This window comes from Kocuria salsicia, from assembly GCF_039532055.1.
In the GTDB taxonomy this organism is placed as follows: domain Bacteria; phylum Actinomycetota; class Actinomycetes; order Actinomycetales; family Micrococcaceae; genus Kocuria; species Kocuria salsicia.
The window spans coordinates 41,019-61,127 of the sequence record NZ_BAAARF010000026.1; the positions used below are offsets into that span (position 1 = coordinate 41,019).

Genomic DNA, 20,109 nt, shown 5'->3' on the forward strand with positions numbered 1-20,109 from the left:
AGTGACCCGGCGGTGCTTGCTTGTCCCCCTGCCCGGGGATACTTTCATGTGTAAAGCAAGTGCGGTGGGTTGCCACAGGGCCTTGCCGCGGTGCCAACAGGAAGACAGTGCCACCATGGAGCATCTCTGGCTCGCCCGCACGCCCGGGCACGTCGTGTGCCGCCCAGAGGAGTTTGGCTACCGCACGGACCTCCCGGCGCGCGAGGCACCCGCCAGCCGTAGCCTGCGCGTGGACAAGAACACCGAGGTGGAGCTGCGGGTGGGACCCGGGCACCACCAGTGCGTGGTCGGCCACCACGGGGAAACGTGGATCGAGACCGTGGACGTCTTCGAGGACGCCGCTGCCGGCCTGCCGGTGCTGCGCTACGAGGCCCACCCCACACCCTTCGCCTCGCGCGTGGAGACCGGCTGCATCGTCACCGAGCACTCGCCCCGTGGGCTGCGCAAGGAGCTGCGGCGGCTGTGGGAGACGCTCGAGGCCGCTCCCCTGGCCCTGGCGGTCCAGGATCCCCAGGAACCCGCAGCGGTCACCGCTGCCACGTGCCACGCGGACCTGGTCTCCCGCGCCCTGATGTGGTGGACGTGGCGCGTGCTGCCGGAGAGCGGCCACATCCTGCGCACCCGCGCCGAGCTGCGGCTGACGACGTCGACGGCGCGCGCGGCCGCCTGAGCGCACCGCACCGTTCCAGCGGGCCCCGCCATGGCCCTGCCCCGAGGCTCCAGCCCCGGCCCGTTCACCCCCCGCTCACGTGGTCGGAACTGGCGCCGCCCGAGGCCCAGCCGCCTCGCAGGCGCGCCGACCTCAGGCCGGCCTCAGAACGGCGAGGGCCCCGTGTACGGCTCCAGGAGTTCCCGCTGCTCGCGGGTGATCCGCAGCACGGTGCGCGTGGCCGGGACAAACAGCGCGAGCTGGGTCTGGGCGCGGACCACCGGGGCGCCGTCGTCGGAGTCGAGGATCTCGAAACCCAGCACAAGTGTGGCCGCCCTGGCCGAGACCACCCATACGCGCACGTCCACGGGCACGTTGCGGTACTCCAGCGGGCGCAGGTACTTGACCCGGTGCTCCGCGATCAGGGCCTGGGTGCCCTCCGGGAGGACCGAGAACAGCGGGATCCGGGCCGGCAGCACCTGCTCGCCCGTGCCCACGGGAACGCCGAACGCCGCGATCCGCGCCTCCTCCAGCACCCGGATGACCTCCACGTTGTTGACGTGGCCGTAGGGGTCCATGTCTCCCCAGCGCAGGGGAACCTGGCAGGTCACGGCGCGGTCGAGGTGCTCATTCGAACGCATGGGCTGTCTCCTTGCTGGGCGTTCGCCCGGTCGTCACGCGGAACCGGTGTCCGCGCTGCCACTGGGTGAGATGATATCGGCGGCAGATTCGCCGAACAGCCCACGCGGAAGGAACACCTTGGCAGAAACGGCGCCCGGAGAGGGCCCCGCGACGAGACGACGGTGGCCCCTGGTGGTGGTGATCGCCGTGGTGCTGCTGATCGTGCTGTGGCTCGCGGTGTGCCACGCGGTGCTGGACGACCCCCGCGTGGAGCGCCCCGGCGCCTCGGACGCCGTGCTGGTGCTCGGTCCCCCGGACCCCACGCGGGTGGAGTATGCGCAGGACCTCGTCTACAACCAGCACATCGCCAAGACCCTGGTGATCTCCGTGCCGGACGCGGAGGCCTACGACTCCCCCGAGACCGTGGCCTACTACGAGGCACGCTCGTTCTGCAACGAGCACGACGGTGTGGAGGTGATCTGCTTCAAGCCGGACCCCTCCACCACCCAGGGCGAGGCCATCGAGCTGCGCTCCCTCGCGCAGGAGCGCGGCTGGGACACCGTCACCGCGGTGACGTTCACGCAGCACGTCAGCCGATCCCGGTTGATCCTCTCCCGCTGCTACACCGGCGAGCTGCGGATGGCCTCCGTGGACTTCCACCTGACCGGCACGAGCCTGCTCATGCAGTACGTGCACCAGAGCGCCGGGTTCGTGAAGGCCTGGCTCACCCCCGGGTGCGACCAGCAGCTGCCCGGAAAGCCCAAGTCCTCCTCCTGAGCCGGCGGTCGCTTATGCGGGTCTGAGCCCCTTCCTAGCCTGGGGTCCTCTCCTTCCCCGAGGTCTTGAGAGGACCACTCCATGCCCAGGTCAGCCCCATGATGGGTCCCAGTCACGCCGCCTGCGGTGCCGCCGCGTGGGTGGCGCTCACCGGCACCTACACCGTGCAGCTCGCAGACGTCTCCATCCCCGTGGGCCTCGGCCTCATGCCCGTGGGCAACGCCGGGGTGATCACCGGCTCGCTGATCTGCGCCGGTGCGGCCCTGCTGCCGGACCTCGACCACCCCGGCGGCACCGTGGCCCGCTCGCTGCCACCGCTGTCCGGGTGGATCGCGAAGGCCACGAGCACGCTGTCCGGGGGTCACCGACGGGCCACCCACTCGCTCGTGGGCCTGGTGTTCGTGATTTTGCTCGCGGTGCTCTCCCAGCGCGCGTCCATCCCCGTGGGGGACGCGCTGCGCTGGCACTCCTTCTCCTGGCCCGGCACCGGCGGCGAGGCGGGTGCGGCCCCGGACGCCGCCGCGTCGCTGCCCGGGCAGGTGTGGCCACTGGCAGCGGTGCTGTCCGTGCTGCTGATCGCGTGCGCCGTGAAGGTGCTGGCGTTCGTGCCGGACCGGCTGGCCCACGCCAACTGGGTGGTGGGCATCCTGCTGGGCGCGTTCGTGGCCACGCACCCGCCCGAGGACCCGCACTGGTTCGTGGTCGCGGTGGGGCTCGGGTGCGCCGTGCACCTGCTCGGGGACCTGCTCACCACGCAGGGCATCCACCTGCTGTGGCCCCTGCGGATCCCCCTGCCCCTGCCGATCACGTTCTACCGCCGCAGCGCGTTCGTGCGCCTGCCGGTGCTGGGAAACGCCGGTTCCGCACGCGAGATCGCGGTCATCGTGCCCGTCACGCTCTACGCCCTGGCCGGGCTGTGCTGCGCGGCGATCTCCTGGGCGGGGCTGACGGTGAGCGTGTGACGACGGCGCCAGGGTCTGTTGGCGGTTCAGCCGGCCGCGCCGCACGGGGGGACTGACGCGCGGTGGTGGCGGCGCCTCGTCGTCGTGCCCTCGTGCTCTCCCGCGCGGGGTGCCGATTCGCCAAGGTGGCGGGCGTCGGGTATTGTTTTCGACGTTGCTCGCAGCCGAAGGCTGAGCGGGCAATGAGCGCGAGTGGCGGAATAGGCAGACGCGCACGGTTCAGGTCCGTGTGCCCGAAAGGGCGTGGGGGTTCAACTCCCCCCTCGCGCACCGCAGAGAGATCCCGTTCGACCGGAAGGTCGGGCGGGATCTTCTCATGTCCGGAGCCGGTCCCGCCGCCGCGGTTCACTCCCCCATGACGTCGCCCGCTCCGCCCACCCGCGCGAACAGCGGCAGCAGCCGGTTCTGGAAGTGGGTCTGCAGCACGACGACACTGCGGGTCCTGTTCACCGCGCCGGTCACGGCCACGGCGTCGAGCACGCGCTGAAGGTCGTCGTTGGACTTCGCGACCACGCGCACCATGACGTCGTGGTCCCCCGAGACGGTGTACATCTCCACGATCTCCGGGATCTCCTTCAGCGCCGTGCCCACGGCGATGTGCCCCACGCCCTGGGCGATCTCGATCGAGACGATCGCCATCACCGGGTAGCCGAACTCCGCCGGGTTCAGCAGCGGGCCGCTCGACTCGATCACCCCCGCCGCCCTGAGCTTGTCCAGGCGGGACTGCACCGTAGGCCGCGCGACCCCCAGTTCACGGGACGCGGCCAGCACTCCGATTCCGTCCTCGCGACTGAAGAGCTCGACGATACGCACGTCCAGGTCATCGATCTTCATTCGGGCTCCTCGTGGTCCGACCTGAAAAGCATGACAATCTGTACAGCGACTCACCGGTAGACCGGCGAAGAGTGAGCAGTGTGCTCGAGTTTCGGATGACTGGTTGTCAGCCCAGGAGTCCTGTGCCACTGTGACTCCGACCACAATGCCGTGAAGGAGCCATCCGTGACAACTCAGCACCCCGAGGATTCGGCCCAGTCCGCCGTCACCCTGCGGGCGGCGCTGCGTTCACTTCCCCCCTACAAGCCGGGGAAGTCCGCCGCCGCGTCCGACGTCGTCCAGTACAAGCTCTCGTCCAACGAGAACCCGTACCCGCCGCTGCCGTCCGTGCTGGACGCCGTGAACCAGGTGTCCCCGGAGATGAACCTCTACCCGGACATGACCTGCCAGGCGGTCACCCAGGCCGTGGCGAACCGCTGGGGCGTGGAACCGTCGTCCGTCAGCTTCGGCAGCGGGTCCGTGGAGGTGGCCTCCCAGATCATCCGCGCCGTGTGCGAGGAGGGCGACGAGGTCGTCTTCGCGTGGCGCTCCTTCGAGGCGTACCCCATCCTGGCGGGCCTCGCCGGTGCCACGGCCGTGAAGGTCCCCCTGGACGAGAACGAGCGGCACGACCTCCCCGCGATGGCCGCCGCCATCACGGAGCGCACCAAGGTGGTGCTCGTGTGCACGCCCAACAACCCCACGGGCACCTCCGTGGGCACGGACGAGCTGCACGAGTTCATGGCGCAGGTTCCCAGCAACGTGCTCGTGGTGGTGGACGAGGCCTACGTGCACTTCAACGTGGACCCGGACGCCGCCCGCGGCATCGACTTCTTCCGCGAGTACCCGAACGTGGTGGTGCTGCACACCTTCTCCAAGGCCTACGGTCTCGCGGGGCTGCGGATCGGCTACGCAATCGCCCCGGCTCACGTGAGCGCGGCACTGCGCGCCGTCGCCATTCCGTTCGGCGTGACCAACCTCGCCCAGCAGGCCGCCCTGGCGAGCCTCGCGGCGGAGAGCGAGATCGAGGAGCGCATCACCGCGCTCGTCGAGCAGCGCGACCACGTCCACAGCAGGCTCACCGAGCAGGGCTGGGACGTCCCCGAGTCGCAGGCGAACTTCGTGTGGCTGCGCACCGGCGCGAAGACGCAGGACGCAGAGGAGGTCTTCTCCCGCCACGGCGTGATCGTGCGCGCATTCGGGGACGAGGGCATCCGTGTGAGCATCGGCTCACCCGCCGGCAACCAGGCCTTCCTCGTGGCGGCGCAAGAGGTCCTCGGCCTGGTCCGCGGCACGTCGAGCACCGCGGACTCTGCGGGTACCCCGGGCACCTCGAACACCCGGAACGGGGGCTGATCCGCGATGAACGCGCAGCGCGCACCCCGGAAGACCTCCGCCCAGATCCCTCTGGAGTCCACCTCGACGGTCCGCGGGCTCAAGCCCCGCCAGCTCACCATGATGGGCCTGGGCGGCGCGATCGGCGCGGGCCTGTTCCTCGGCAGCGGCAAAGGTGTGGCCGTGGCCGGCCCCGCCATCCTGGTCTCCTACATCGTGGCTGGTGCGCTGGTCATCCTCGTGATGTGGATGATCGGCGAGCTCTCCGCCGCGAACCCCACCACCGGTGCGTTCTCCGCGCACGCGCAGAACGCGTTCGGCCCCGTGGCGGGCTACACCGTGGGCTGGCTGTACTGGGTGCAGCTCGCCGTGGTGACCGCCGCCGAGGCCAACGGTGCCGCCACGATCCTCACGGGCATCCTCAAGAACACCATGGGGGACGTCACCGTTCCACCCACGTGGCTGCTGAGCCTCGTGTTCATGACCCTGTTCACCACCATCAACATGTTCGCGGTGAGCAAGTACGGCGAGTTCGAGTTCTGGTTCGCGTTCATCAAGGTGGGTGTGATCCTCGCGTTCCTGGTGGTCGGTGTGCTCATGCTGATCGGCGTGGTCCCGGGCCACGAGGGTGGCCTCTCCAACTTCGCGGACTTCGCGCCCACCGGTGTGGCCGGTGTGGGTGCCGGTCTGCTGATCGTGATCTTCGCGTTCGGCGGCACCGAGATCGTGGCAATCGCGGCCGGCGAGACGGTCGATCCGCAGCGCAGCGTGGCCACCGCCATCCGTACCGTGGCGTGGCGGATCTGCCTGTTCTACATCGGCTCGGTGTTCATCATCGTGGCGGTGCTCAAGCCCTCCCAGGCGGATCCGCCCGAAGGTCCGTTCGCTGCGGTCCTCAACGTGGCCGGCCTGCCCGCCGCGGGCAACATCATGGCGCTGATCGCCGTGTTCGCCCTGCTCAGCGCGCTGAATGCCAACATCTATGCTGCGTCGCGCATGATGCACTCACTCGCCCAGCGTGACTACGCCCCCGCCGCGATCAAGCGCACCGCCCGCAACAGCGTGCCGCGCCGGGCCGTGCTGCTCACGGTCTCGTTCGGGTTCGTGGCGAGCATCCTGGAAGCGGTCTTCCCCGGCAAGGTCCTGGACACGCTGCTGTCCATCGTGGGCTCCACGATCATCATCATCTGGATCTCCGTGGCGGCCTCCCAGATCACGCTGCGGCACCGGCGCGAGCGGGAGAACCCCGGTGAGCGGGCGAGCACCTACCGCATGCCGCTGTTCCCGTTCCTGTCCTACCTGACGGTCGCGCTGCTGGTGGTGATCGTGGTAGTTGCGCTGTTCGACCCCGCGGCCCGCACGCAGCTGCTGCTCACGGTGGCCGCCACGACCCTGATCGCCGTGACCGGCGTGTTCGTGACTCGGCGCACCACCCAGCCCGCCGCGGTCCACGCGAACCTCGACGAGTAGGGGAGAACCCGCATGAGCACCACCTCCGCCCCTTCAGCACCCGCTTCCACGTACGCCGACGCCGCGCAGCCCCCGGTCCTCACGGCCGGGCAGGCCGCGGTGGCCGGGCTGCGCGCGCGCGGTGTGGACACCGTCTTCGGCATCCCCGGGGTCCAGACCTACGAGCTGTTCGAGTCCCTGCGCAGGGAACCGGGCATCGAGGTGATCGGTGCCCGCCACGAGCAGGCCTGCGCGTACATGGCGCTGGGGTACGCCCAGTCCACGGGACGGCCCGGAGTGTTCAGCGTGGTTCCGGGGCCGGGCGTCCTCAACGCGAGCGCGGGGATGCTGACCTCGCTGGCCACGAGCACGCCCACCGTGTGCGTGACGAGCGAGATCCCCACCGACTACATGGGCCGCGGGATGGGCCACCTGCACGAGATGCCGGACCAGCAGGCCACGGTGTCCTCGTTCACCAAGTGGGCGACCACGGTGACGGACCCCGCGGAGGTTCCCGGCGCCGTCGCCGAGGCCTTCGCCCAGGCGACGGGCGGGCGGCCCGGACCGTCCGTCGTCGCCATCCCGTGGGACGTGCTCACCCGGAAGGCGTCCATGCCGCCGGTGGAGCTCGAGCCCACGCGGGCGCACGGTGCGGACGACGACGCCGTGGCCCGCGCGGCCCAGGCGCTGGCCGGGGCGCGCAATCCCATGATCATGGTGGGCAGCGGTGCCAGGCACGCGCGGGAGGGCGTCCTGGCGCTGGCAGAGACGCTGCAGGCGCCCATGGTGTCCCTGCGCGGGGGCCGCGGGATCGTTCCGGACGACCACCCGCTGGGGTTCTCCAGCGCGGCGGGGTTCGAGCGCTGGGCAGACACGGACGTGCTGCTGGCCGTGGGCACCCGGCAGGAGCTCGTGTGGTTCCGGTGGCCGGACACGCCCGAGGGCCTGGTGACCGTGAACGTGGACATCGACCCGGCCCAGCAGGAACGGCTCGAACCGACCGTGGGGCTCACCGGCGACTCGCGCCTGGTGGTGGACCAGCTGCTCGCGGCCCTGCAGGACGCTCCGCAGCGGCCCTCGCGGCACGAGGAGCTGGCGGGGATCAAGGAGAAGGCGCGGCGTGAGATTGCCGAGCTGAAGCCCCACGCCGACTACCTCGCGGCCATCCGGGAGGTCCTTCCCCGGGACGGGTACTTCGTGGAGGAGGTCTCGCAGATCGGCTTCGCCTCTTACTTCGCGCTGGACGTCTACGACCCGCGGCACTTCATCACGTGCGGCTACCAGGGCAATCTGGGCTACGGCTTCCCCACCGCGCTGGGCGTGCAGGCTGCGCACCGGGACAGCGTGGTGGTCTCCGTGACCGGTGACGGCGGGTTCATGTATGGCGTGCAGGAGCTCGCCACCGCGGTGCAGTACGGGCTCAACGTGATCACCGTGGTCTTCGACAACGGCGCGTTCGGCAACGTGCAGGCGGACCAGGTGCGCATCTACGGCCACGGCTCCGGCACCGAGCTGCGCAACCCGGACTTCGTGGCGATGGCCGAGTCCTTCGGGGCACTCGGACTGCGTGCCACCACCCCGGAGGAGCTGGGCTCCGCGATGGCCGAGGCGGTCGCCGCGAAGCGCCCCACGGTCATCACGGTCCCCATGCCGCTCTCGCTCGAGCAGAGTCCATGGTGCTTCATCATGCCGGCGAGCCGGGCGAGGACGGCGGAGCCGGAGCGGGACTGAGGGTGGCGTCGTCCCCCCTCGCACATCTGAGGCGCGACATGCCCGTTGGGAGACGGTCCCGGTGGGCATGTCGCGCCTGAGATTCTGCCGCGGGTCGCGGAGCGGTCCCGGCGGGCGACGACGGAGCTCGCTCAGCCCTTCGCCACCGTCACCTTCCCGGTGGCTCGGTGCCAGGTGGCCACCCACCCGTTCGAGAACTTCTGCGCCACGCCCCCGTTCACGGCGTACTCCTCCGTGGTGGGGAAGCCCCAGCCGTGCTCGTGACCGGCCTTCTGCCACGCGGTCCCGATGCCGCCACTGAGTTTCACCGCGTGGGTGCCCGTGCGCGGGGAGTAGATTGCCCGGAAACGCGCGGTGCCCCGGTGGAAGTCCTGGTACGCGCCGTTGGCGAGGGCCCGTTCGGCGATCACCGGGTACCCCCACCCGCGCTCCAGGTCTGCGGCGCGGTAGGCGTTGCCGATGCCCGTGCCCCACCGCACCGGATGCGCTCCCGTCTGCGGGCTCCAGTAGTAGGTGCAGTTCTTCGTGAAACCCTGGTACACGCCGCCGTGCACCCCCGTGGGCTTCTCCGCCGAGGTGGGCTGGCCGTACGTCGCGGCCCCGCCGGTGGCAAGGTAGTCCGCCCGGATGGCGCCGCGCAGCAGGGAGGAGGGGGACGACGTCGCCGGGGCGGGCGGCAGCGTCGCCAGACCCTTCGAGATCAGGCCCACGATGTCGTAGTCGTCGTGGCTGAGCCCCGGCAGCGTGGTCAGGCGGGTACGGGTGAAACCGTCCCGGGCGTAGCGCTGCCTGCCCTGGGCCGCGGTGGCGGACGCGGACCACGTGGCCGGGGTGGTGCTGCCCGCCACGTCCTTCGACCCGACGAACCAGGTCAGCGACAGCGAACGGACGGCGGCGCTCGGCGCGGTCTGCATGCCGTCGGACCCGCCCCCGCCGATGATCGTGGCACCGCCACCCTGGAGCCAGCCCTGTCGGTCCGCGAGCAGCTCGTAGGTGAGGAACTCCGCCCCGCCCGAGTAGCCGGCCAACCAGGTGCGGGAGGCGTCCAGACCGTAGTTCGACGTGAGACCGGCCTGGAGGGCGCGGAACCAGTCGCCGTTGCCGTCGGCCTCCTCCCACCAGGTCACGCCGTTGCCGGACGTGTCCGTGTCCGGGGAGATCGGAACCACCAGGACCATGTTCTTCTTCCGGGCCTCCGCCGCCATGGCCGTGAGGTGCGTGCCCCCGGGGTTGTGGACCCAGGTCTCCTTGACGCTGGTGTAGTCGCCACCCAGGTAGTACAGCACTCCCACGGCCTTGGAACGGTCGAGGCCGTCCGCATAGACGTGATACGTGGAGGTCTTCCCCGCGCCGGTGAAGGAGCGGTGGTAGCCGGTGGTGGGCAGCGCCGCTGCTCTGGGGGCCGTTGCCTGCAGCATGCTGGCCGACGACGCCGAGGCACCCGTCTGCACGGCCCTCGCCTGGGCGGTGCTGGTCTGGGCGGCGCCCTTCTGGAGGGTGCCCAGGTGGGCGGTGGTGCTCGGGGCGGTGCCCGCCGTTGCAGGGCTCATCAGTGCGGGGCCGATCAGAACGGGGACGAGAGCCGTCGCGGCACTCAGGACGAGGGCCGCCGCGGGCACGGCGAGATGACGTGAGAAATGCATGGGGGGTGCTTTCTGAGGGGGGATGTGCAGTTGTCCCGCGCCCGGTCAGCTCGGTTCCGGGCACGGCAGTGGCCGCGCATGCGGGGGAGGAATGCCTGGCCAGAGCCCGATCATTCCAGTCGAGGGCACCGCGCGCACGGAGACCCTCCGGGCAGCACCCTGAATCTGAGGAGTGGAACTGCCCTTCAGAGCGGCCTCCCGGCGGGCTTGCCTACTCCTCGGAGTGTGCAGCTGAATGGGCACGACGGCGCGGGCCGGGGTGCCGACGATGCAGTGTCACCGCGCCCGGTCGGCTTCGCAGGCCCGCCACGATCCGGGCGAGCTCCTCCGCCTCCGCGTCCGAGACCCTCACGTCCAGCTCCCGTACGAGGCCGACCACCCGGTCCACCCCGAGTTCCTCGTGCGACCTCCGCTGCCCTGGCCACCGCACGGTCACCCCGCCCTCGGTGACGGTCACGTGCCCCTGCGGGGTGTGGCGCATGACCATGAGGTGCTGGCGGAAGACGGAGTCCTCGCCGGTGGAGGTCATCAGGTGGCCCATCCGGACGTCTGCCGGGTGCACCGTGGACTCGTCCAGCACGTGCTCCATCTCCCCGTCACGGTTGAGGGACCACAGCGGCCAGCCCTCGTCCGGGACCCGGCCCACGGAGAAGGTACGCCCCCCTCCACGCGGCGAGCGCCGTCGTCGAGGGCAATGGGGCCGGTGATGTTGAAGCCGAACCCGGGATCGCACAGGTACCGGGCGCCGTCGAGGTCCACGAGGACCGTCATGTGGGTGCGCGCACTCTGCAGCGAACGGACCCGGCCCAGCGCGCGGCGCACCGTGAAGCCGAGCGTCTGCAGTGCTGCGGAGAAGAGCTGCGAGTGCTCGAAGCAGTACCCGCCGCGGCGGCGCACCACGACCTGGTCGAACACGGTGGCCGGCTCCACGCCCGGGTGCTCACCCAGCAGCACCTCCACGTTGCTGAACGGAAAGGTGGACACGTGGGCGCGGTGCAGATGTTCAAGCAGGTCCAGGCTCGGCGACGCGGGCTCGACCCCCAGCGCGGCCAGGTAGGCCGGCACGTCCACGGCGTCGATCTGCCACTCCTGGGCGGTCGCGTGGGTCATGGGGGCCCTCCGTGTCGACGGGCGTGGCGACGCGTCAAAGGCGGACGGTGCTCAGTCGGTACGGTCCGCCGCGGTCGAGCCGCCCTCGGCGCTCCCGGCCCCCGGGGCCCGTGACTCCGGGGTGCCGCGGCCCGAAACGTCACCGCCCGGGGCACCGTCGTCCGGGGTGCTGCGATCCGAGGTGTCGGCAACCGTGCCTGCCGGCGACGCCGCGCGCTCAGCTGCGGCCGCGTCACCGTCCTGGGCCGCGGCGTCGTCGTCCGCGCCTTCCCCGTGCTTCTTCCCGAACGGCAGCACATGGACGATACCCACGATCACGCAGCCCCAGATGACCCCGAGCACCAGCGCGAAGAACGTCTCCACGATCCACGCGAGCGCCGGACCCACGCCCGCCACGTGGTGGACGGACTCTCCGAGGTGGTGCACCCAGTCGTAGACGGGCGTGAAGCCGAGATCGTTCATGCCCGTGAGGATGATGTGCCCGCCTACCCACAGCATGGCGAAGACGCCCACCACGGAGATGACCTGCAGCACCGCAGGCATGGCCTTGACCAGTCCGCGGCCGAACTTCTGAGCCCCCTCGGAGTCCTTCTTCGCGAGCGCCAGCCCGATGTCGTCCATCTTCACGATCACCGCCACCACCCCGTAGACGAGGATCGTGATGAAGATGGCCACCGCAACGAGGATCAGGGTGCGGGAGAGCAGCGGCTCGTGGGAGACCTCGTTCAGGGAGATGACCATGATCTCCGAGCTGAGGATGAGGTCCGTGCGGACGGCGCCGGAGACGATCTTCTTCTCGGCGTCCGGGCCGCGGTCCGCCGCCGGCTCTTCCTCTGCGTGCTTGTTGGGGGAGAAGCGCTCGATGACCTTCTCTGCACCCTCAAAGCAGAGATATGTCCCGCCGAGCATGAGCAGCGGCGTGAGCAGCCACGGCGCGAACTGGCTCAGCAGCAGGGCCACGGGCAGGATGACGAGCAGCTTGTTGCGCAGCGAGCCGATCGTGATCTTCTTGATGATCGGCAGCTCGCGTTTGGGGCTCACGCCCTCCACGAACCGGGGTGCCACGGCGGTGTCGTCGACGACGACGCCCGCGGCCTTCGCGCTCGCCCGCCCGGTGGCCCCGGCGACGTCGTCCAGGCTCGCCGCCGTCAGCTTCGCCAGTGCCGCGATGTCGTCCAGCAGTGCGGCCAGTCCAGCGGCCATCCGCTTCCCTCTTCCAGGTCGTCCACCAAGGATGTGTTCGGGACAAGACTAGAGGGTGCAGAGGACGATCAGTGGCTCGCGGTCGTGGTTCCCAGGGCGCGCGGCCGAGGACTGGCCCGTTCGTCCGGCTCCCCGCTCACCCCCTGGCCACCTCCAGCACCGCCACCAGGAAGTCCCCGCCCTCGCGCCACGGGCGCGTCCGCGCGAATTTGCTTTGGCGATCAGTATGGTGGGTTTAATTTTGCAGAGACCCCGCCCCGGTGCTCCAAGCCCGCGGTCCCGGTGAAACAAACTCACCCAACAGCCCCACGGAGGTCCCCATGGATTTCACCGAACGTCTGTCGGCTCTGGCCAACAAGGTCGCGCAGCAAAAGGCGTCCCTGGAAACGGAGGAAGCGACCAAGAACGCCTTCGTCATGCCCTTCATCTCCACGATCCTCGGCTACGACGTCTTCGATCCGTCCGAGGTGGTTCCTGAGTTCACCGCTGACGTGGGGGTGAAGAAGGGCGAGAAGATTGACTATGCGATCGTCCAGGACGGGCAGATCCAGATGCTCATCGAGTGCAAGCACGTAGGTGCCCCCCTCTCCCTGGAGCACGCCTCCCAGCTGTACCGGTACTTCGCGGTGACAAACGCCCGCATCGCGATCCTCACCAACGGAGCGAAGTACCACTTCTACACGGATCTCGACGCTCCCAACCGCATGGACGCGAAGCCCTTCCTGGTCCTGGACCTGCTCGACATCGACACCACAGTGATCCCGGAGCTGCAGAAACTCAGCAAGACCGAGTTCGACCTCGACTCCATCATCAATGCGGCTGGCGAATTGAAGTACGTGGGGGAGATCAAGCGGGCAATCGCCGCGGAGTTCCGGGACCCCTCCGTCGACTGGATCAGGTTCTTCACGAACCGGGTCTACGAAGGCTCGTTCACCCAGAAGACCCGCGACCAGTTCACCCCGTTGGTCGTCAAGGCCTCGCAGCAGTTCCTCAACGAGCAGGTCAACAACCGCCTGACGACCGCGCTCGGGGCCAGCTCCGTTGCGCCGGTCTTCCCCCAGGACGACGACGCAGCGGTGGAACTCACCAGTCAGCCCGAGGCGGAGAAGGACCTGCAGGAGAGCGAAGACGGGATCATCACCACCGCCGAAGAACTCACGGCCTTCAACATTGTGCGAGCGATCGTGTGCAACCAGGTGGACATCTCTCGCGTCTCGTACCGGGATGCCAAGAGCTACTGCGCCATCCTCCTGGACGACAACAACCGCAAGACGATCGCTCGGCTGCACTTCAACCGCAATCAGAAATACGTGGGCATCCTCGACGAGAACAAAGCCGAGACCCGCCACGCGGTGGATGCTCCTGAGCAGATCTACGGCCTCAGCGACACACTCCGCGCCACTGTGGATCGCCTCCTGTCCTGACTCTCGGCCGGAAAGCGTTCCCTCTCCGCAGAGCGCGGGGAGGGAACGCTCTCTTTCATGCTGTTCTGGACACTCCCAGCACCGCCACCAGGAAGTCCCCGCCTTCGCGCCACGGGCGCAGGTCCCAGCTGCCCAGGGTGACCTCAGGGGTGAGACCGGCCGCGGCGGCGTCGTCGAAGAACACGGACACCGGGTAGCCGCGGCCCGTCCCGAAGCCCACGACCGCTCGACCCTCCGGAGCCAGGTGCGCGCGGAAACCGCGCACCACGTCCCGGCGGGTGCTCTCGGCGAGGAACGTGACCACGTTGCCCGCGCACACGATCGCGTCGAAGGGCACACCGAGGTCGAGGTCCGGGAGGGTTGCCAGGTCGGCCACCTCGTAGCGCGGACCGGGGTGGTCCCGCTTCGCTGCGGCGATCAGGGCGGGGTCCACGTCCACGCCGATGACGTGGTGCCCCACCCCATGCAGGTACCCGGCGAGCCTGCCCGGGCCGCAGCCGGCGTCCAGGACGCGGGCGCCGCGCGGCAGCATCGCGTCCACCAGCCGAGCCTCCCCCACGATGTCCTGCCCCTCAGCGGCCATCGTCCGGAACCGCTCCACGTACCACTGCGAGTGCCCGGGGTTGCGCTCCACCTGTGCCATCCACTTGCTCTGTTCCACCATGGGGCCAGGGTAGGCCGGGAACCCACATGAGGGCAGTCGCAGGCCACGACGCGTAGATCCCAAAGAAATTACATATGCATATTTATTGTTGGATCTGTGCACGGTCTGTGCCACCCCTCGTCACCCCGAAAGGCCCCCCGTGAAGCGTCTGTCCTACCTCGTCATTGCCCCCGTGATGATGCTCTGCCTCGCTGGATGCAATGCAGCAAACAGCTCCAATGCCTCACCCACCACCGCTGAGGTTTCGCCCGGCGCCTCCACCGCCGAGGCCGACGCGACCTCGCCGACGTCCGAGCGCGGGAACCTCCAGAAGAAGTTTGGGGAGTCCGCAGGCATCACAGTCGAAGGGCAGAACGGTGAATCCGAACCCGTCATTGAGTTCACCGTGAAGTCAGTCGACATGGACACCCAGTGCACCAGCCCCGTGGCCATGCCTGCCGAGAACGGGCATCTTGTGACCGTGAACGTCGAGGCGGAGACAGGACCCGCCGAATCTTTCAAGGAGGCGCTCTACGGCCAGGACTTCATGTTCAATCCCGCAGATTGGAAGTTCGTGGATGACAAGGGGAAAACGGCAAATTCTGTCATGACCAATCCGGTCTTCAATTGCCTGGACTCGAAGGAGCTGATCAGAGAGATGGGCCCAGCAGAACGCGCCAACGGGAAAATTGTTCTGGACCTTCCGAGCACCAAGGGAACCCTGATCTACGGGCCTTCCTTGCTAGATGGGGCATGGGAGTGGAACATCTAATCCCGAAGCCGCGGGGCCAGGTGGGCATCACCCTCAGAGCGCCGGGGCAGCTTGCCTGAGATCATGAGTGGATTCGCTCCATCTCGCACAACCGTGGCTCGCTGCATCAGCGGCATGGAACCCGCTTCACGAAGGAGCCCCCATGACCGTCCTGCTCGCCGCGCTGGCCGCGGTCCTCGTGGGCACGGTGCTGCAGCGCGTCTCCGGCACCGGGGTGGGGCTAGTGGTGGCCCCGGTGCTGTCCCTGCTCATGGGTCCGGGCGCCGGCGTGCTCGCCACCAACGCCGCGACCACATGCTCCGGGTTCCTCATCACGCTCTCGGTGCGCCGGCTCGTGGAGTGGCGCCATGCGGCGGTGCTGGTGACCTCCGCACTGCCAGGCATCATGGCGGGCGCACTCGTGGTGCGCTGGGTGCCGAGTGCCTGGCTGCAGGTCGCGGTGGGCGCCGTGGTGCTCGCGGCGCTGACCATCACCCGCTTCTCCCCCGCCACCCCGCGTGCCTCCCGCCGGGCCGCGGTGGCCCCGGCCGGTCTGATCGGCGGGTTCTTCAACTCCACCGCGGGTGTCGCCGCGCCCGCCATGGTCGTCTACTCGCGCGTGACGCGCTGGGACCAGGTGCGCTTTGCGGCCACCATGCAGCCCGTGTTCATGAGCATGGGCATCCTCTCCACCGTGTCCAAGCTCGCCGCCGGGGTGCACTTCACGCTTCCTGTCCCAGCCCTCGCCGCCCTCGCGGCGCTGGTGGCCACCGTCCTCGCGGGCATCGTCGCCGGGACCTGGCTCGCCCAGCACCTTTCGAAGGCGACGGCTCAGAAACTGGCGATGGCGCTCGCCGCCGCCGGCGGCGTCGTCGTCCTGGTCCGTGGGGCGGCCACCCTGCTCCTCGGCTGAAGCGCCCGTCGCGCCGCGGATGCGCGTCATGACGCGCACGTCTCCCACGCGCGATCCTGCCCACAGGCAAGGCGTTTCTGTGAAAAACCTGGGTACGATGGCCGTTCTTCCCACCGGGCCCCGGAACGGCCCACGACCACCCGAGAGTTGGACCGGATGCCCCCTGACGCCCCCAGCCCGCAGACCACTGTCGCGGACACCGCCACTGCCAGGACCATGTCGCCGCTCACGCGGTGGATGGCCGCTCCGTCGCCCGCCCCGCGCCTTCCCGAGGACGAGGTCCAGCGGCGCTATCCCCGGCTGCGACTGCAGGTGTTCATCGGGATCTTCCTGGGCTACGCGGGCTTCTACCTGATCCGCAACAACATTTCGCTCATCGCACCGCTGCTGCTGGAGCAGGGCACCATCAACACGGTGGGCATCGGCATCATCGGCAACGCCGTGCTGCTGGCCTATGGGTTCTCCAAGTTCTTCTCCGCAACCATCTCGGACCGTTCCAACGCCCGGTACTTCCTGCCGATTGGCCTGGCGCTGTCCGCGGTGGCCAACCTGGTGGTGGCGTTCGTCCCCGCCGTCTCCGCCTCGGTGGCCCTGTTCGCCACGGTGATGTTCCTCAACGGCTGGGTGCAGGGCATGGGGTGGCCCCCATGCGGGCGCGTGCTCGTGCACTGGTTCTCCACGAAAGAGCGCGGGTGGAAGACGGCCATCTGGAACACTGCGCACAACGTGGGCGGCATGGGCGTGGGCGCGCTGGCGGCCCTGGGCCTCGCCATTACCGGCGGCTCCTGGCAGTCCGCCTTCTGGGTCCCCGCGGTCGGCGCCCTGGTAGTGGCCGTGCTCGCGTTCGTCATGGTCCGGGACCGCCCCGAGGCCGTGGGCCTTCCCCCCATCGAGGAGTACCGCGACGACCCCGCCAAGGTGGAGGCGGACGCGAGCGAGCTGGAGGGCTCCTCCTACTGGGGCATCGTCGTCAAGCACGTGCTGCTCAACCCCACCATGGTGTTCCTGGCACTGGCAAATGTGTTCATCTACTCGCTGCGCTACGGCGTGCTGAGCTGGGCGCCCACCTACCTGGCCGAGCACCACGGCATGTCCCTGGCGCAGGGCATCGCGGGCTTCTCCCTGTTCGAGCTCGCCGGCATCTTCGGCACGCTGGCCTGCGGCTGGGTCTCGGACAAGGTCTTCCGCGGCAACCGCAGCTGGACGGGCATCACCTTCATGGTGGGCGTGGGCGTGTTCCTGGTGGCCTACTGGCTCGCCCCGGTGGGCACCCCGTACTGGCTGCTCATGGTGTTCCTGTTCTTCATCGGCGCCTTCATCTACGGTCCGGTCATGATCATCGGTCTGCAGGCCCTGGACATGTCCGCGCGCAACGTGGCAGGCACCGCCGCCGGCTTCACGGGCCTCTTCGGCTACGTCTTCGGCGCCACCCTGGCCTCCACGGGCATCGGCTGGGTGGTCCACGAGTTCGGTTGGAGCACGACCTACGGTCTGCTCACGATCTCCGTGGTACTGACCATCGTGCTGCTGCTGTTCGTGCTGCCGCGGGAGAAGAAGCTGATGGCCCACCACAGCGGTCTCAGCACCACGAAGTAGGGCGACGGGATCCGCTCCTGGATCCCACCGCCCATCCCGCGCCGCCGTGGGAGCCGGGCGAGGGGTGCCGGGGCCACCGTCCGAGGGCCGGGGCACATGCCCCGGCCCTCGGCATGTTTGCGACCGGGCGGCGTCGTTGCCGAGGAGCCCGCCCGGGGCTGGAGCTGGCACGTCGGGGACACCGTGGCCGTGCTCGGAACCCGCCATCTTCCTGGCGGGCTGGCTGAGCATGGCACTGAGCGCCTCGCTGACCGCCGGCGCTGTACCGGCTACCGCGTGACCGCGGCGGCCTCGAGGGCGTCCAGGTCCCGGACCTCGTGGCGCCGCCCGTAGGCCATGATCCCCAGGCACAGGGTGGCGATCACGGCACCGGAGACGAAGAGCCACGGGTAGCTCGTGAACCGGGAGACCAGGGCGAGGACCATGGGGACGAAGAACCCCACATAGGTCAGGGAGTAGAACACGGCCGTGAGCCCGGCGAGGTCGTCCGGGCGCGCGATCCGCTGGACCTCCTGCAGCCCGGAGACCAGCACGAGTCCGTACCCGCAGCCCAGCACCGCCGAGGCCACCAGCACCACGGCCAGGTTGAGGGTCGCGGCGGCGATCCCGGCCGCGAGCATCCCGAGGATCACCGCGCCCATGCCCACGGCGAGCGAACGGATGGAGCCGTCCCGGTCCAGGCGCTTGCCCAGGGGCTGGATGAAGAACCCGAATCCAAGCCCCACGAGGCACATGAGACCCGAGAACGCGATGCGGTAGCCCGGACCCACCACGTCCGCCATGAGCGCGGGCAGGATCGCGTACGCGGAGGCCGCGCAGCCGAAGACCCACGGCGCGGAGGGCGCCACCACGAACCAGAAGCGGTGCTGGCGGGTGGCCGGGATCCTGAGGTCGGAGAGCAGGGACCCCTGCGGGGCGGTGGCGCGGCGCGTCTCCGGCGCACCGGCCACCAGGATGACCGATGGCACGCAGATCACAAGGTTGATGACGTACGGCAGCACGGTCTGCAGCGGTGCGAACTGCGCGAGGGCCGCGGCCGCGGCCGCGCCGAGGGCGAAGCCGGCCGTGAGGGACAGCGAGGCTCTCCGGGCACCGGAGACCTTTTCGGGGTGCGCCTCGTGCGGACGCTCCGAGAGCTCTTTGATCCACGAGGTGCCCACGGCCATGCCGAGGCCCAGGGCGAGTCCCGAGAAGATCCGGCCCACGAACAGCAGCACCAGGCTCTCGGCGCCCACGGCCAGCAGCACGCTGCCCACCATGGCGAGCACGGGCGCCGGAATCATCAGCGTGCGCCTGCCGTGGCGGTCCGAGAGCGGACCTCCGATCAGCAGCGCGGGCACGATGCCCAGGACGTATGCCGCCAGCAGCATGTCCACGGCCACCTGCTGGTAGCCCTCCACTGTGCGGTACATGACCAGCAGGGGGGTGAACTCGTTGCCGCCCCACGCCACGGCCAGCAGTGCGGAACTGACCCGCATCCAGGGTTTCAACCTCATGACACCATCCCCTCGTCGACGCGCTCATGCTAGAGGACGAGAGAGACAGGTCCCAAACCGGTGAGTAACTTGGTGCGGGTGCTCAGCGCCCCATCTGCTCCTGGTAGATCCGCCGCGCGCGCACCCGCGCCTCGTTGTGCACCGCCGCCGCGGGCCGCACCAGGCGGAACGCCGCGAAGCCGATCAACGTGGCCACGGCGTGCCCGATCGAGGACCAGTCCAGGTCGAGAACGAGTCCCACGGTGAGCAGCGCCACCAGCCCCGCGGCCCAGAGCACACGCCGTCGCCGGCTTCCCCGGTACGTGGCCAGTGCGGCGAGCGCGCAGAACCCGTAGCTCGCGCCCACGTCGATCAGCACGGGTGACGGGACGGAGAGCTCGGCGGCCCGGAGGAGCGTCACCTGCAGCCAGGCCACCGCCACGGTGGCCCCCACGTGCCCGATGACGAACCCGGTGAGCACGCGCTGCCACCCGAAGCGGTGCTCCAGGGGTGCCACTACCAGGCTGAAACCCACCCACCAGATGAGCAGCTCGAGGGGCGAGACGTACATGGCGCTGCGCACCAGGACGGTCACGGGGTCGGTGCTCAGCTCGTGCAGGTTGGTGGACTGCTCGGCGAGGAACATCGTGCGCACCCGGGGATCCGCGTTGGCGAGAAGCCACGTGGTGAACGTGAGCAGCACCAGGTAGAGGTAGGTCAGCGGGGCGCGCCGGATCCAGTCCTTGACGGGCTCACCCCACCGCAGCCACCAGGCCCCGATCCGGCGTAAGCACGGCCACGAGTGCTCCACGGCGTAGCTGAACGCCACGAGCAGCAGGAGCAGCAGCAGAGTGATCACTGGGAAAGTATGCGCCCGCCGGACCCTGGCACCGCATCCGAGCGCGCGTCGGGCGAAAGTGGCATGGTGATCCCCGGACCGTTCGTCCACCGCAGGAAGGAAACCCATGAAGACCACCCGCACCGCGACCGTCGCCGACGCGTCGCTCCGCAGGG

General features: G+C 69.5%; 19 protein-coding genes and 1 tRNA gene. 11 read left to right on the plus strand and 9 right to left on the minus strand.

The annotated features are described in order from the left end of the window. Window positions 1-115 precede the first annotated feature (115 nt). A complete protein-coding gene (locus tag ABD264_RS12240) occupies window positions 116-670 on the plus strand; it encodes a DUF2617 family protein (RefSeq protein WP_303106284.1) in 555 nt (184 codons plus the stop codon). Between the two features lie 143 nt (window positions 671-813). Here the strand turns inward: ABD264_RS12240 and ABD264_RS12245 are convergent, their stop codons facing one another. Next, the gene (locus tag ABD264_RS12245; RefSeq protein ID WP_303106283.1) at window positions 814-1,290 is read right to left on the minus strand and encodes an acyl-CoA thioesterase; all 477 of its coding nucleotides are present in this window, start codon (window positions 1,288-1,290) and stop codon (window positions 814-816) included. Between the two features lie 118 nt (window positions 1,291-1,408). Between ABD264_RS12245 and ABD264_RS12250 the strand changes: the two genes are divergently transcribed. The 3 genes from ABD264_RS12250 (at window position 1,409) to ABD264_RS12260 (ending at window position 3,279) form a co-directional block, all read left to right on the plus strand. After that, complete coding sequence (locus tag ABD264_RS12250) at window positions 1,409-2,047, plus strand: YdcF family protein (protein ID WP_303106282.1); 639 nt, start codon at window positions 1,409-1,411, stop codon at window positions 2,045-2,047. 98 nt (window positions 2,048-2,145) lie between these two features. After that, complete coding sequence (locus ABD264_RS12255) at window positions 2,146-3,009, plus strand: metal-dependent hydrolase (protein WP_344206307.1); 864 nt, start codon at window positions 2,146-2,148, stop codon at window positions 3,007-3,009. 186 nt (window positions 3,010-3,195) lie between these two features. Beyond that, window positions 3,196-3,279: transfer RNA gene (locus ABD264_RS12260), tRNA-Leu, on the plus strand. 75 nt (window positions 3,280-3,354) lie between these two features. On the opposite strand, the gene ABD264_RS12265 is transcribed toward ABD264_RS12260, so the two are convergent. Further along, complete coding sequence (locus tag ABD264_RS12265) at window positions 3,355-3,843, minus strand: Lrp/AsnC family transcriptional regulator (RefSeq protein ID WP_145011107.1); 489 nt, start codon at window positions 3,841-3,843, stop codon at window positions 3,355-3,357. Window positions 3,844-4,008: 165 nt separating this feature from the next. On the opposite strand from ABD264_RS12265, the gene hisC reads away from it, so the two are divergent. Genes hisC through ABD264_RS12280 form a run of 3 tightly spaced genes read left to right on the plus strand, consistent with a single transcriptional unit; the run spans window position 4,009 to window position 8,337 of the window. Continuing rightward, entirely contained in the window at window positions 4,009-5,178 is a 1,170-nt protein-coding gene (gene hisC / locus ABD264_RS12270; RefSeq protein ID WP_144943187.1) for a histidinol-phosphate transaminase, read from the plus strand. 6 nt (window positions 5,179-5,184) lie between these two features. Beyond that, a complete protein-coding gene (locus ABD264_RS12275; protein ID WP_344206310.1) occupies window positions 5,185-6,627 on the plus strand; it encodes an amino acid permease in 1,443 nt (480 codons plus the stop codon). A 12-nt stretch (window positions 6,628-6,639) separates the two neighbouring features. Continuing rightward, the gene (locus tag ABD264_RS12280) at window positions 6,640-8,337 is read left to right on the plus strand and encodes a thiamine pyrophosphate-dependent enzyme (protein WP_344206312.1); all 1,698 of its coding nucleotides are present in this window, start codon (window positions 6,640-6,642) and stop codon (window positions 8,335-8,337) included. Window positions 8,338-8,468: 131 nt separating this feature from the next. On the opposite strand, the gene ABD264_RS12285 is transcribed toward ABD264_RS12280, so the two are convergent. The 4 genes from ABD264_RS12285 to ABD264_RS12300 form a co-directional block, all read right to left on the minus strand. Next, entirely contained in the window at window positions 8,469-9,980 is a 1,512-nt protein-coding gene (locus ABD264_RS12285) for an LGFP repeat-containing protein (protein ID WP_244944832.1), read from the minus strand. 211 nt (window positions 9,981-10,191) lie between these two features. After that, window positions 10,192-10,509 (minus strand): arylamine N-acetyltransferase family protein, encoded by a 318-nt coding sequence (locus tag ABD264_RS12290; RefSeq protein WP_344206314.1) that lies wholly within the window; start codon window positions 10,507-10,509, stop codon window positions 10,192-10,194. Then, a complete protein-coding gene (locus ABD264_RS12295; protein ID WP_344206316.1) occupies window positions 10,509-11,090 on the minus strand; it encodes an arylamine N-acetyltransferase family protein in 582 nt (193 codons plus the stop codon). The genes ABD264_RS12290 and ABD264_RS12295 overlap by 1 nt, the downstream gene beginning before the upstream one ends. A 51-nt stretch (window positions 11,091-11,141) precedes the next feature. Next, window positions 11,142-12,293, minus strand: a complete 1,152-nt coding sequence (locus ABD264_RS12300; protein WP_344206318.1) for a DUF808 domain-containing protein — start codon at window positions 12,291-12,293, stop codon at window positions 11,142-11,144. Between the two features lie 320 nt (window positions 12,294-12,613). Here ABD264_RS12300 and ABD264_RS12305 point away from each other — a divergent pair, with 320 nt between their 5' ends. Continuing rightward, complete coding sequence (locus ABD264_RS12305; protein WP_145011090.1) at window positions 12,614-13,717, plus strand: type I restriction endonuclease; 1,104 nt, start codon at window positions 12,614-12,616, stop codon at window positions 13,715-13,717. A gap of 55 nt (window positions 13,718-13,772) precedes the next feature. Here ABD264_RS12305 and ABD264_RS12310 read toward each other — a convergent pair whose 3' ends face one another. Beyond that, complete coding sequence (locus ABD264_RS12310; RefSeq protein ID WP_144943180.1) at window positions 13,773-14,381, minus strand: class I SAM-dependent methyltransferase; 609 nt, start codon at window positions 14,379-14,381, stop codon at window positions 13,773-13,775. Between the two features lie 139 nt (window positions 14,382-14,520). Between ABD264_RS12310 and ABD264_RS12315 the strand changes: the two genes are divergently transcribed. From ABD264_RS12315 to ABD264_RS12325, 3 genes are all read left to right on the plus strand, one after another. Further along, on the plus strand, window positions 14,521-15,132 hold the full coding sequence (locus ABD264_RS12315) for a hypothetical protein (protein WP_145011084.1): 612 nt from the start codon (window positions 14,521-14,523) through the stop codon (window positions 15,130-15,132). A gap of 142 nt (window positions 15,133-15,274) precedes the next feature. Continuing rightward, window positions 15,275-16,024, plus strand: coding sequence for a sulfite exporter TauE/SafE family protein (locus ABD264_RS12320; protein ID WP_295109145.1), 750 nt, complete (start codon window positions 15,275-15,277; stop codon window positions 16,022-16,024). A gap of 156 nt (window positions 16,025-16,180) precedes the next feature. Then, window positions 16,181-17,620, plus strand: a complete 1,440-nt coding sequence (locus ABD264_RS12325) for an MFS transporter (protein ID WP_425554340.1) — start codon at window positions 16,181-16,183, stop codon at window positions 17,618-17,620. A 269-nt stretch (window positions 17,621-17,889) separates the two neighbouring features. Here the strand turns inward: ABD264_RS12325 and ABD264_RS12330 are convergent, their stop codons facing one another. Together ABD264_RS12330 and ABD264_RS12335 are read right to left on the minus strand one after the other, a co-directional pair. Next, complete coding sequence (locus ABD264_RS12330; RefSeq protein WP_144943178.1) at window positions 17,890-19,116, minus strand: MFS transporter; 1,227 nt, start codon at window positions 19,114-19,116, stop codon at window positions 17,890-17,892. 82 nt (window positions 19,117-19,198) lie between these two features. Beyond that, the gene (locus ABD264_RS12335) at window positions 19,199-19,954 is read right to left on the minus strand and encodes a rhomboid-like protein (protein WP_344206323.1); all 756 of its coding nucleotides are present in this window, start codon (window positions 19,952-19,954) and stop codon (window positions 19,199-19,201) included. Between the last annotated feature and the right edge of the window lie 155 nt (window positions 19,955-20,109).